This window comes from Glaciimonas soli (assembly GCF_009497155.1).
Taxonomy (GTDB): domain Bacteria; phylum Pseudomonadota; class Gammaproteobacteria; order Burkholderiales; family Burkholderiaceae_D; genus Glaciimonas; species Glaciimonas soli.
In genome coordinates, this window is sequence record NZ_WINI01000005.1 from 39,676 (window position 1) to 53,064 (window position 13,389).

Annotated in this window: 10 protein-coding genes; 6 read left to right on the forward strand and 4 right to left on the reverse strand. The window is 49.5% G+C overall.

Annotated elements, in window-relative coordinates; all coding sequences use genetic code 11:
• Nucleotides 1-42: 42 nt before the first annotated feature.
• Nucleotides 43-1,044: an NAD(P)H-quinone oxidoreductase gene (locus GEV47_RS10850; RefSeq protein ID WP_153234800.1), complete on the forward strand. Its 1,002-nt coding sequence runs from the start codon at nt 43-45 to the stop codon at nt 1,042-1,044.
• A 69-nt stretch (nt 1,045-1,113) separates the two neighbouring features.
• On the opposite strand, the gene mgrA is transcribed toward GEV47_RS10850, so the two are convergent.
• Together mgrA and GEV47_RS10860 are read right to left on the reverse strand one after the other, a co-directional pair.
• Nucleotides 1,114-2,148, reverse strand: coding sequence for an L-glyceraldehyde 3-phosphate reductase (mgrA, locus tag GEV47_RS10855; protein WP_153234801.1), 1,035 nt, complete (start codon nt 2,146-2,148; stop codon nt 1,114-1,116).
• Between the two features lie 150 nt (nt 2,149-2,298).
• On the reverse strand, nt 2,299-3,540 hold the full coding sequence (locus GEV47_RS10860; RefSeq protein ID WP_153234802.1) for a CaiB/BaiF CoA transferase family protein: 1,242 nt from the start codon (nt 3,538-3,540) through the stop codon (nt 2,299-2,301).
• A 185-nt stretch (nt 3,541-3,725) separates the two neighbouring features.
• Here GEV47_RS10860 and GEV47_RS10865 point away from each other — a divergent pair, with 185 nt between their 5' ends.
• Both GEV47_RS10865 and GEV47_RS10870 read left to right on the forward strand, forming a co-directional pair.
• On the forward strand, nt 3,726-4,109 hold the full coding sequence (locus GEV47_RS10865) for a hypothetical protein (RefSeq protein WP_153234803.1): 384 nt from the start codon (nt 3,726-3,728) through the stop codon (nt 4,107-4,109).
• A gap of 27 nt (nt 4,110-4,136) precedes the next feature.
• Nucleotides 4,137-4,706, forward strand: coding sequence for a glycine zipper family protein (locus GEV47_RS10870; RefSeq protein ID WP_153234804.1), 570 nt, complete (start codon nt 4,137-4,139; stop codon nt 4,704-4,706).
• A gap of 441 nt (nt 4,707-5,147) precedes the next feature.
• On the opposite strand, the gene GEV47_RS10875 is transcribed toward GEV47_RS10870, so the two are convergent.
• Complete coding sequence (locus GEV47_RS10875) at nt 5,148-6,575, reverse strand: ATP-binding protein (RefSeq protein WP_153234805.1); 1,428 nt, start codon at nt 6,573-6,575, stop codon at nt 5,148-5,150.
• Between the two features lie 170 nt (nt 6,576-6,745).
• On the reverse strand, nt 6,746-7,477 hold the full coding sequence (locus GEV47_RS10880; RefSeq protein WP_153234806.1) for a response regulator: 732 nt from the start codon (nt 7,475-7,477) through the stop codon (nt 6,746-6,748).
• A gap of 326 nt (nt 7,478-7,803) precedes the next feature.
• Between GEV47_RS10880 and GEV47_RS10885 the strand changes: the two genes are divergently transcribed.
• The 3 genes from GEV47_RS10885 to GEV47_RS10895 all read left to right on the forward strand — a co-directional run bounded on the left by GEV47_RS10885 (nt 7,804) and on the right by GEV47_RS10895 (nt 13,379).
• Nucleotides 7,804-8,361 (forward strand): Spy/CpxP family protein refolding chaperone, encoded by a 558-nt coding sequence (locus GEV47_RS10885; RefSeq protein ID WP_153234807.1) that lies wholly within the window; start codon nt 7,804-7,806, stop codon nt 8,359-8,361.
• 259 nt (nt 8,362-8,620) lie between these two features.
• Complete coding sequence (locus GEV47_RS10890) at nt 8,621-10,045, forward strand: MdtA/MuxA family multidrug efflux RND transporter periplasmic adaptor subunit (protein WP_228124664.1); 1,425 nt, start codon at nt 8,621-8,623, stop codon at nt 10,043-10,045.
• A gap of 172 nt (nt 10,046-10,217) precedes the next feature.
• Nucleotides 10,218-13,379: an MdtB/MuxB family multidrug efflux RND transporter permease subunit gene (locus GEV47_RS10895; protein WP_153234809.1), complete on the forward strand. Its 3,162-nt coding sequence runs from the start codon at nt 10,218-10,220 to the stop codon at nt 13,377-13,379.
• Nucleotides 13,380-13,389 lie beyond the last annotated feature (10 nt).

Below are 13,389 nucleotides of genomic sequence, written 5' to 3' on the forward strand. Positions count from 1 at the left end.
ATTGTTATCGATTTAACCAAAAACATTAAAAGGAATATCCATATGCGCGCAATTGAAATCACTCAGCCCGGCGCTCCGGAAGTTTTACAACTGTGCCAACGCCCTATTCCCACGTTCACTAAAGGCGAAGTATTAATCAAAGTCCATGCTGCCGGTATTAACCGCCCAGACGTATTTCAACGCTTGGGAAGTTACGCACCACCGCCCGGCGCGTCTGATTTGCCGGGATTGGAAATCGCCGGCGAAATTGTCGATGGGGATTTCAGCAACAGCCCTTTCAGAAAAGGTGATTTGGTATGCGCTTTAGTTGCCGGCGGTGGCTATGCCGAATACTGCGTGGCCTCGACGGAACTTTGTCTGCCGCTTCCAAAAGGCTGGACCGCACTTGAAGCGGCCTCGCTTCCAGAAACATTTTTCACCGTCTGGAGCAATGTCTTTCAACGCGCTCAACTGAATGGCGATGAGACCTTATTGGTACAAGGCGGCAGCTCCGGTATCGGTGCGGCTGCGATTCAAATCGCTACTGCGTTAGGTCATCGCGTGTTTGCCACCGCTGGCACGGATGAGAAATGCCGTGCATGTGAAGAACTAGGTGCCGTACGTGGTATCAATTACCGCACGGAAGATTTTGTCGAAGCAGTCAAAAAAATGACCGATGGTAAAGGTGTCGATGTGATTCTCGATATGGTTGCCGGAGATTATGTACCAAGAGAAATCGACTGCTTGGCCAATGATGGCCGTTTGGTGTTCATCGCCACTTTAGGTGGCAGCAAAGCCCAGATCGACTTCCGCCAAATCATGATGCGTCGCCTGACCATCACCGGGTCTACCTTGCGGCCACGCACCATCGCCTTCAAAGCGGCGATTGCCAAACAATTGCACGAACAAGTATGGCCGTTATTTGAGGCGGGAAAAATCAAGCCTGTGATCTATCAAACCTTCCCGTTGGAACAAGCGGCACAGGCGCATACCTTAATGGAAAGCAGCAGTCATGTCGGCAAAATTATGCTGACTCTGGAACCTGCGGCGTCGTCAGGAATATAGAGCAATTGAAGCTAAGCAATCGCTAGCCGGACAGCACTTTGTCTTCCGGCTAGCGCGATCTTTCATTCATCAATACTTCGACGAACGCTCCCACAAATTAATCCCGCCATCCTGTGCCTGAACATCAATCGCAGCTAACTCTGCTGCAGAAAAATTCAGTTGCTGTAAGGCTGCCACATTCTCACGTATCTGCGCAGAACTGCTTGCGCCAATCAAGGTAGTGGTAACACGTGGATCGCGCAACACCCAAGCTAACGCCATCTGCGCCAGAGTCTGACCACGTGCTTTGGCAATCTCATTCAAGGCATGCACACGCGCCAAATTTTCCGGGCTCAAATGCGCTTTCTGCAACGATCCGCCGCCCTCTCGATTGATACGTGCATCATCAGGAATGCCACGCAAATATTTGTCACTCAACAAACCCTGCGCCAGAGCGGTGAAGGTAATGCAACCCATCCCTTCCTTTTCCAAAGTATCAAGCAAGCCACGCTCTATCCAGCGATTGAGCATGTTGTAAGATGGTTGATGAATCAGGCAAGGCACTTTCCATTCACGTAGTAATGCAGCTGCCTCTTGCGTTTTTTCTGGCGAGTACGACGATACCCCTACGTATAGGGCTTTACCTTGTTGAACTGCGGTGGCCAAGGCGCTCATCGTTTCTTCTAGTGGCGTCTCTGGATCAAAGCGATGAGAATAAAATATATCAACATAATCCAAACCCAGGCGTTTGAGACTTTGATCAAGGCTGGCCAACACATATTTACGTGAACCACCGCCTTGCCCATAAGGTCCCGGCCACATGTCCCAACCGGCTTTCGTCGAAATAATTAATTCATCGCGATATGGTTGTAAATCTTCTTTCAGAATCCGGCCAAAATTAATTTCTGCGCTGCCGTAGGGCGGGCCATAATTGTTTGCCAAATCAAAATGTGTAATACCCAGATCAAACGCGGTATGCACCATTTCGCGTTGCAGTGACAATTGTGTGGCATCGCCAAAGTTGTGCCACAAACCCATAGACAGCAACGGCAATTTCAAACCGCTACGTCCACAAAAACGGTATTGCATTTTTTCGTAACGATTTTCAGCAGCATGGTATGACATGGTTTTTAATCTTTCTGAATTTATGACTATCTACAAAATCTAACTTATTTATTGATTTTACGCACAACTCACCGTCATTCCCGCGTTCGCGGGAATGACGGTGGATAGATTATGCTTGTACTTAACATCAACTGAATATCAACGTAATATCTAAATCACGCCATTTTTACGCAACTCAACAATCTCTGCTTCGCTACGACCAATCGACGCCAATATTTCATCGGTATGTTGCCCCAACTTCGGCCCAACCCAATTGGTTTTTCCCGGCGTTTCAGATAGTTTAGGAACTATGCCCGGCATCTCTATCGGCTGACCATCAGGCAACGTGAATTGTTGAATCATATCGCGCGCACGGTAGTGCGGGTCTTGATGAATGTCGGCCGCGTTGTAGATACGACTGCCAGGCACTTCGGCTTTTTCCAACACTTGCAGCACGTACTCCAAATCATGTTGTGAGGTCCAATCTGCGATAGCCTGATCAATCATGGCTGTATGCTCTACACGTCCGTCGTTGCGTGCTATGCGTGGGTCTTGCGCTAAATCCGGGCGCTCAATGGCGAACATCAAGCGTTTAAAAATGCTATCGCCGTTCCCGGCAACAATGACATAACGACCATCGGCGCAAGGATAAGTATTCGAAGGCACGATGCCGGGCAAACTTGCACCGGTGCGCTCGCGCACGAAACCAGTTTCTGCGTACTCGGGTATCAAACTTTCCATCACACCAAATACCGCTTCGTACAACGCCACATCGATGAATTGGCCTTTACCGCCATTTGATTTCAAATGATGCATCGCCAGCAACGCGCCAATCACACCATACAACGATGCCAGCGTATCGCCTAAACTGATACCAGTACGTACCGGTGGTCGATCAGGATAACCAATCAGATTGCGCAAACCGCCCATCGATTCAGCGATCGCGGCGAATCCAGGACGGCCGCTATAGGGGCCATCCTGACCATATCCGGATACTCGGACCATAATCAAATTGGGATTGATTGCCGACAAATCATCCCAGCCTAAGCCCCATTTTTCCAACGTGCCGGGGCGAAAATTCTCAATCACGATGTCAGCATCTTTGACCAGGTCACGAACGATTTGCTGACCTTGTTCAGATTTTAAATCCAGCGTAATGGATTTCTTATTGCGACTTTGTGAATACCACCACAACGAAGTTCCCTCATGCAACTTGCGCCATTTGCGTAAGGGATCGCCGTCAACCGGCGACTCCACTTTGATGACCTCAGCGCCAAATTGCCCCAACAAACTGGCCGCATAAGGACCAGCGATCAAATTTGCCAATTCAATAACTTTTATGCCTTGCAGTGAGGATTTTTCTGTATTGCCCGGCTCTGATGGTGGCTCCGGTCGTAAGTTGTTAGTTGCCATTTTCAAATTTTTAAAAAAAAACAGATTGCTTAAATGATATTATTTCCAGATATGTCATCACGTGTATAAAGAATGTTTCTATTGCACTTCTGAGCCACGCCATTTGCAACGGGACGTAACGGCCATTGGCGCTTAGAGTGATATCGCATTATGATGATCGTACAGGTCAATGTGTGAGGTTTGTCATGAAAAAATTTATTGTTTTAGCATTAACCGCAGTCAGTTTACTAGTTGCCAGTGGTGCAAGTAATGCCTGGGGCTACTACGGACATGGTGGTTATTATGGCCCACGCGTCGGCGTCGGCATCTCAATCGGTGGACCACTGTATGTCGGACCAGGGCCATATTATGGCTACGGCTATGGCTATCCGTACCCATACTACCCACCTGCAACGGTAGTGGTACAGCCGCAGGAACAAGCCTATATCGAACGCAGCGATAATGTAGCGCCGGCCGCTGCAGCGGTTCAATACTATTGCCCAAGCCCAGCTGGTTACTACCCACAAATTCCACGCTGCCCTAAAGGCTGGCAAAAGATTGTGCCCGACAATAACTATCCACCACAATAATCAAGACAAGGTACCAGTGTGAATATCATGAATAAACCTATGAAAATCCTCGCCGCCTCGGCAGCCGTCTTGTTAGGCGGTTGCGTCGGCGTCCCGACTGGCCCCAATGTCATGGCAATGCCAGGCACAGGTAAATCCTATGGACAATTCCAAAACGATGACGCCTCCTGCCGCCAAGAAGCACAAATGCGCGTAGGCCCTAATGCAGGCCAAGCCACCGCCGACAATGCTACTGGCACAGCGGTTGCCGGTACGTTGATTGGCGCAACAGTTGGTGCTTTGATCGGCGCCGCCAGTCATAACGCTGGACAGGGTGCGGCAATTGGCGCCGGTGTTGGTTTGTTGGGCGGTAGTTCGGTCGCCAGCGACAACGCCAATCGAAGCGGTGCAAGCCTGCAACGCACATACAACAATATCTACACACAATGTATGTATGCCAAAGGCAATCAAGTACCAGTACCAGCTGGCTATGTACGTAGCCGTCCAGCACCAGGCTACTATAACCAACAACCACCGCCAGATTACTACCAACAGCAACGACCAGCTCCAGGTCAGGGCAGCTACTACAACGTACCGCCTGATTACGTGCCAAATTGATCTAGTAAAAGAAGTCACAAAAAAGCCTGTTTCGTTTATCGCGAAACAGGCTTTTTTATTACCCACAGATCACACCCAGCGATTTTCATAAAACCGAAACTACCCGCAACAACGATGCTGTTGAAGTTGCTTTTGACGTGCCCCGATGCTGACGTTGCCAAAAGTACGGCTGCTTATTCGGAAAAAGAGGGAAGACATGTCTGACCGCAGCGAGTTGGTCTTTCCTCCCGAATAAGCAGCCGTGCTTTTGGGAACCCGCCTACGGCAGGCAACGGCTGTTGTTGGAGCAGTGCTCCAACCCTTGCTTTGCTTACTTTCTTTGGCGAAGCAAAGAAAGTGAGTAGCTGTCGGGCGACCCCCGACATTGCCAGCACCACGAAGTAAAAACTAAAACAGCATCACAAATTGAAATCGTTGATCTTGGCAAGCAACGCAACCAGTCTAAACCGGCAACCTCAAAATCGCCTCCAACCCACCCTCGGGATGATTCCTCAAAGTCAGCGTCCCTCTATGATTCTCTGCAACATTGCGAGCAATCGTCAAACCCAAACCGGTTCCACCAGTATCTCGCGAACGCGATATTTCCAAACGGTGAAACGGTTCAAATACCGTATTCAATTCATCTTCAGGTATGCCATTACCGCCATCACGAACGCGAATCACAATGAAGTCGCGCTTTTGCCCGCCCTCACCACTACTTTCACGAGCAATGCTCAAACGTGCAAAATGCCCATACTTGACTGCGTTATCAACCAAATTTATCAAACAGCGGGATAAAGCACTCGGTTGCGCCATGATGGATGCTTGTGTGGTCCCGCTCAATGTCACATCTTGACCGGCATCGGCAGCATCGGCGCAGACACTATCGAGCAAGGAATCGATATCCAATAAACGCATTTTTTCGGCGGAATCCATGCTGCGTGCCAATTCCAGACCTTCACGCACCAGACTTTGCGTTGCCGCCAAATCTTCGAGCAATTTAGTACGCAACTCTAGGTCGGAGACTTTTTCCAGACGCAGGCGCAAGCGTGTCAACGGTGTCTGCAAATCATGCGTAATCGCAGCCAGCATATGCGTGCGATGTTCAATTTGCCGTTTAATCCTGGTCTGCATGCTATTGAAAGCGGTGGCAGCCAATCTGATTTCGGTTGGTCCGGTTTCTTGTAAGGGCGCTCTATCAATGTCGCGTCCTAGTTCCCCTGCAGCATCGGCCAAGTGCTTAATCGGGCGGGTAGTTATTTTCGCGACCAGATAGGCCAGCATCCCGATTAATACCAGGAACAACGCAAGGTAAGGGGAAATGAAAGGCAAGCCCGGTACACCCGGTCCATGGCCGCGCAGCTCGCTGGGTTCGCGCATCATGCGCAATTTCAATTTCAATAAAGCGCCGTCTTGCAAACCAACGTACACCACCTGACACTGATTAAAGTGCCGACGTATTCTTTCATTTAGAGGAGTGGGATCAGGTCCTATCCTTTTGCTTACATTAAAGCTGCAACCAGTCTGTTGAGAAACGACTATCTGACGCGTTGCTCCCAGTCGATTTTTGAGCAGCGCCGATAACGAATTATTTTCATCTGTCGCATTTTCGGTATTGCTCACAAGGCTGGCTTCTACACCAAAATTCTCGCTGGTTTGCAATACCACTTGCCGCATCTCGGGGCTGCGATTATCCAGTGACAATACCAGTTGTTCAACCCGTTCCGCGATACGAAAATCGTAGAGTTCGCGCATGGTACCGCGAACCTCGTTATCCGCTAGCCACTTGGTGGTGCCGGCAGCGACCAGAATACCGGCCAATAAAATCAAGAAAACGCGCCTGGCAATTGAGCCAGACAGCAAATTGGAGAACGAATTAGAAAGCTTCATTACAAGTAGTCAGTTCAACTGAATTGATGAAAAATAAATGGATGGATTTTTTGTCTGGCAAAACAGGAGGAGGAGTCATAGTGAGCCATGGCGACGGCAAGCAATGTCGCCAGGCGGGAAAAGATTCAACTTACACCCATCAATTTAGCTGGACTGACTATTTAGCCCTGTCATTGTTCTACTGTCACCGTGGTGGCCAGAATATAACCTTCATTGCGAATAGTTTTGATGATGTTCGGTGTGCGAGCATCATCGCCTAATTTTTGTCGCAAACGGCTGATTTGAATATCAACTGAACGATCAAAAGGATCGGCTTCACGTCCTTGCGTCAATTCCAATAACTGGTCGCGATTCAAGATGCGATTAGGATGATCCAGAAAAACCTTCAATACCCGAAATTCCGCACCCGATAAAGCGATCACGACGCCAGCACGATTGACGACATGGCGCGCAATCAAGTCCAGAGTTAAACCAGAAAATTCGATTTTTTTCACTTCTGACTTTGCCATATTCGGCGGTAATGCCTGAGTGCGGCGCAGTACGCTGCGAATCCTCGCAAATAATTCACGCGGTTCAAATGGCTTGGATAAATAATCATCGGCGCCCATTTCCAGACCCAATATACGATCCAGCGACTCACCACGCGCGGTCAACATGATGACGGGTATGCCGAAATGCACTGGGTGTGAGCGTAAATTGCGACACAAGGTCAAGCCATCATCGCCAGGCAAGGTAAGGTCAAGCACAATCAGATCGACGCGCGACTCTTCCAATATCTTACGCATTTCATTGCCATTGTTGGCCCCCAGAGTACGCAAGCCATTGGCGTCCAGATATTCGGCCAATAAGCTGCGAATTTCCCTATCGTCATCAACGATTAATATTTGCGCTGTAGTGTCCATGGTTATGATTACTTATCCTAAAACAAATGTTGTTAAATATCTATTTAATGCGTATTTCATGCTGTGAATAAGGGCGTGAAGCAACAATTCCCTGCTATGAATTATGTCCATTCCTCACTATGCCCGTGTGAGCATTTTGTATATAGCCATATCATAAACGGATTTAGAAACATAACGATACAAAGCAATTGCCGTCTTATATAAAAGGATACAAACGCGCGGCACGACGAAAGAAAGCCGACACATGGTTGCGGTCTAATGAAGTTGTGCAGAAGATCATCTGCCTCAAGATGCGCAGGCATCATTCATGAACGAAAGGATTTATCATGTTAAAACTTCAATTTCGTAAACAACTTCTCGCTAGCGTTGCGGCTCTTTCCATCGGTGCTTTTGGTATGAGTGCCTACGCACAATCGGCAAGCGATACAGCGGCACCTGGCGCAGCACCAGCCACTGGCCAAATGCGCCACGCACCAACGCCAGAACAGCGGGCAAAGTTTGCCGCCGACATGGCCAAACGTGAAGCTAAATTGCATGACGCTTTAAAACTCACACCAAATCAGGAAGGTGCCTGGACAACTTTCGTCGCTCAGATAAAAGCCCAACTTCCAGAAGGCGGCATGCAGCGTCCTAATAAAGATGACTGGAAAAATCTCACCACGCCACAGCGCCTGCAAAAACAATCAGAACGCATGGCTAAAATGCAAGAGCGCATGACGGCACGCGCTGCGAGCATCAACACGTTCTATGCTCAGTTAAGCCCGGAGCAACAAAAAACTTTTGATAAACATTTTGCGCAAATGCATCGCCGTGGTCACCATGGTCCAAATGGCGGAAAAATGTCAAAACAAAATAATGGCACACCAATTGATTCAGGTGCCTGATTAGATTTCAAACGCAATCATTTTTACAATGATCCAACCTCAATCCTGCTCGGGCAGGGTTGAGGTGCATGTCAACACGGCCAAAACCTCCCGAAAGAAATTTGCCCCCTTTTCCACTTCAATTTTGTAAAGATTTGCAGTTATCACGACATCATGTGAAAATTTCCCGCTACACTGCTGCAATCCTTTTCTCTACTGACTCCGCTGAATTTTGCCTGCGATGAATACCACTCCCTCCCCAAATAAGAAAACCCCTGATATGCAATCCACAACATCAAGTCGTCGCTGGTTATGGTTATCGTTGATCATCGTATTGGCAATAGCAGCCTATTTTATTTGGGGCCGTAAACCAGCTACTCCAGCCGGTGCTGATGCAGCAACCGCGCAAGCAGCCGGTAAACAAGGAAAAAAGGGAGGGGGTCGCGGTATGGGCGGTGGCGCAAATATGGTGATGCCCGTCGGCGTTGCGACAGCAAAAACGGATGATGTACATATTTATCTGTCCGGTCTTGGCGGCGTAACACCGATTGCTACCACAGTAGTCAATAGCCAAGTTACTGGTCAATTGACTGCTTTAGACTTTACTGAAGGCGAAATCGTCAAAAAAGGTCAGTTGCTGGCACAAATTGACCCACGTCCGTTTCAAGTCGCCATCACAGAAGCTGAAGGCGCTTTAGCCCGTGATTCCGCACAGTTAAAAGCAGCACAAGTTGATTTACAGCGTTACCGCACTTTGTTGGCGCAGGACTCTATCGCCAGCCAACAGGTCGATACCCAGGCTGCTTTGGTCAAACAATACGAAGGCACTGTTAAAACCGATCAGGGCACATTAGATAACGCTCGCCTGCAATTAACTTATTCCCGGATCACTGCACCAATTGGCGGTCGGCTCGGTTTGCGCACTGTCGATCTGGGCAACAATGTTCAGGCCAATGGCACCACAGGCATTGTCTCCATCACACAACTACAACCCATCACGGTCGTCTTCAGCATCCCGGAAGACAATATTCCTGCGGTGATGAAGCAAATACAAGCCGGTAAAAAACTCTATACAGAAGCCTGGGATAGAGCGCAAACAACCAAGTTGGCTGAAGGTACGCTGCTCACCATCGACAATCAGGTCGACTCGACCACCGGCACGATCAAACTGAAAGCGCAATTTCCGAATACAAATTACAACCTGTTCCCGCAACAATTCGTCAATGCAAAACTGCTGCTCGACACCTTGAAGGGCGCGACAGTGATTCCTAACTCGGCTATTCAGCGTGGTTCAGATGGTTTGTATGTGTATGTGGTCAAAGCTGACAATACCGTGACCCTTCGTAACATCGTTGCTGGTCCGGTTGAGGGCGAACAAACCGCGATAACGAGTGGTGTACAAGTTGGCGATACCGTCGTGGTCGATGGCATCGATAAACTGCGTGAAGGCGCGAAAGTCGAGCCTATCAAACGCGGCGCTGGTGGCGCTCTGGGCGATGCGCAGAAAATGACCGCTGCTGATGCGCCAAAACATGGACATCATCACGACCAGGATCAAACGGCGGATGCAGGCACTACAAAAGCGGCAGCGGCGACGTCGGCAACCAGCACAGCGCCAATAGCCGCCAATACCGACGCAGATGCTTCCAAAACCTGGCACAAAAATAAAGCGGCACCCGCACCAGCTCCTGCGGCTGCAAACTAACAAATGTAGCTCCCCTCGCCCGCTTAGGGAGAGGGGTTGGGGAAAGGGAGCGCGTCGCAAATTTTCTTAGACACGCTCCCTCTTTCCCGGCCTCTCTCCCACCCGTGGGGGAGAGAAGCAAACCGCGTCACATCAGCATCCAGATTAACCGCGAACCAACAACGAGCAGCGCATGAATCCCTCACGTCAGTTTATTCTCCGTCCCGTCGCTACCACCTTATTAATGGTGGCTATTTTTCTGGTCGGGGTTGTTGCATATAAACAGCTCCCACTTTCGGCGTTGCCAGAAGTCGATTATCCAACGATACAGGTAGTCACCTTATATCCTGGTGCCAGCCCGGATGTGATGACCTCATCTGTTACCGCGCCATTGGAACGTCAGTTCGGACAAATGCCGGGTCTCAATCAGATGTCCTCAACCAGCTCCGGTGGCGCATCGGTGATCACGCTGCAATTTAGCCTGGACCTGAGCCTCGACGTCGCGGAACAAGAAGTACAAGCAGCGATCAACGCGGGTACCAATTTACTGCCTTCAGATTTACCGAATCCGCCGATTTACAACAAAGTCAATCCGGCCGATACACCTATCATGTCGCTGGCGATCACGTCAAAAACGCTGCCGCTGCCGAAAGTACAAGATTTAATCGACACCCGTCTGGCGCAAAAAATCTCGCAAGTACCAGGCGTCGGTCTGGTGACACTATCTGGTGGTCAACGCCCTGCGGTACGTTTGCAGCTGAACCCACGCGCAGTCGCTGCACTTGGCCTGAATCTGGATGATATCCGCACCGCTATCGGTAACGCTAACGTCAATCAAGCAAAAGGGAGCTTCGATGGCCCTACCCGCGCCTCCACGATTGACGCCAACGATCAGCTTCAATCCGCTGATGAGTACCGGAATCTGATCATTGCTTTTAAAAGTGGTGCACCTATCCGTATCAGCGACATCGCCACTGTCATCGACGATGCCGAAAATGTTCGGTTGGCAGCATGGGCGAATACTTCGCCTGCGGTGATTTTGAATATTCAACGTCAGCCAGGCGCTAACGTTATTGGCGTAGTCGACAGCATCAAAAAAATTCTGCCCTCTCTGCAAGATACTTTGCCCGGCGCGATTGATGTCAAAGTCCTTACTGACCGTACCACTACGATTCGCGCTTCCGTCACCGACGTCGAACACGAGCTGATCCTCGCGGTGGTATTGGTGGTGATGGTGATTTTCCTTTTCTTGCGCAATATTCCGGCCACTATCATTCCTAGCGTTGCGGTACCGCTATCGCTGATTGGCACTTTCGGCATCATGTATCTGACCGGATTCTCGATCAACAATCTGACCTTGATGGCACTCACGATTGCCACCGGGTTCGTGGTCGATGATGCGATTGTGATGATTGAAAATATTCATCGTTACATCGAAGAAGGCATGAAGCCATTGCAGGCCGCATTGAAAGGCGCAGAGCAAATCGGCTTTACGATTATTTCGCTGACTTTTTCCCTGATCGCAGTATTGATCCCGTTGCTGTTCATGGGTGATGTGGTTGGTCGCTTATTCCGCGAATTTGCGATTACGCTCGCCGTGGCTATTTTGATTTCCGCTTTCATTTCGCTGACGTTAACACCAATGATGTGCGCCAAACTATTGCGCCATATCCCTGACGAAGAACAGAGCTGGTTTTATCGCAAAGCCGGTGCTTTTTTTGATCGCGTGATTGCCCGTTACGGCAAAATGTTGGAATGGGTGCTGGAACGTCAATTTGCCACGCTGATGGTTGCTTTTGGCACCTTGGCGCTGACAGTCGTGTTGTATATCTTTATTCCAAAAGGCTTTTTCCCGGTACAAGATACTGGCGTAATTCAAGGGATATCGGAAGCGTCGCAATCAATTTCATTTGGTGCCATGGCAGAGCGTCAGCAAGCGGTCGCTAAAGTCATATTGAAAGACCCTGCTGTCGAAAGTTTGTCATCCTTCATTGGTGTCGACGGTACCAACGCCACCCTCAACAGTGGCCGCATGTTGATTAATCTAAAGCCACGCGATGAACGCGGCGGTGTCGATGGCAAAGGTGGTTATATAAGCGCCAGCGACATCATTCGTCGTCTGCAACATTCTTTGCACGATACGCTAGACATCACGCTATACATGCAACCGGTACAGGATCTGACCATTGAAGACAGCGTCAGCCGCACCCAATATCAATTCAGCGTTGAAGATGCTAACCCTGCTGAATTGAGCATTTGGGTTCCCAAGTTAATTACGCGCTTACAGAAAATTCCTGAACTGGCCGATGTCGCCAGCAATCAGCAAGATTTAGGTTTGCAAACTTATATCAAGATTGATAGAGATGCCGCGTCGCGTCTTGGCATTACCACCGCTGCGATCGACAATGCGCTATATAACGCCTTTGGTCAGCGTTTGATCTCCACCATTTACACGCAGTCGAATCAATATCGCGTGGTGATGGAAGTCCATCCTGACTATCAAAAAGGACCTAGTGCTTTAGACAGCATTTTCTTGGTTGCGGCCAACGGTGATCAAGTTCCTCTGACCAGCATTTCCACTATCACTGAGAAGACCACGCCATTGGTGGTCAATCACATTGGTCAATTCCCCGCCACCACCATTTCATTCAATCTGGCACCGGGTGCCTCATTGGGTGCTGCGGTCGATGCGATCAAAGCGGCAGAAGCTGAAATCGGCATGCCTGCCAGTACCGAAACCCGCTTCCAGGGTGCTGCACTGGCATTCCAGGCATCACTCAGCAATACGCTATGGCTGATTTTGGCGGCGATTATCACTATGTATATCGTGCTGGGTGTGCTGTATGAAAGTTATATTCATCCGATTACGATTCTATCGACGCTGCCTTCTGCAGGTGTCGGTGCCTTGTTATCACTGATGATTTCGGGAACCGATCTGGGCATTATCGGCATCATCGGTATCGTCCTGCTGATCGGTATCGTCAAGAAAAACGCGATTATGATGATCGACTTTGCACTCGACGCCGAACGCAATCAAGGTTTAGCGCCGCGTGAAGCGATTTTCCAGGCTTGCTTGTTACGCTTCCGTCCGATCCTGATGACCACCATGGCGGCTTTACTGGGTGCATTACCGCTCATGATAGGTAATGGCGTTGGTTCAGAGCTACGGCAGCCACTCGGTATCACCATGGTCGGTGGTTTGCTGGTATCGCAAGTGCTGACTTTATTTACGACACCTGTGATTTATCTGGCATTTGATAAGTTGGCGCGCCGCTTCAAAGAGCGCTTTGGGAATGACGATGACGACCTTGGTGAACACCATGGCACACCGGCCTTATCTCCTGAACAGCAATAAGCGGACGAGA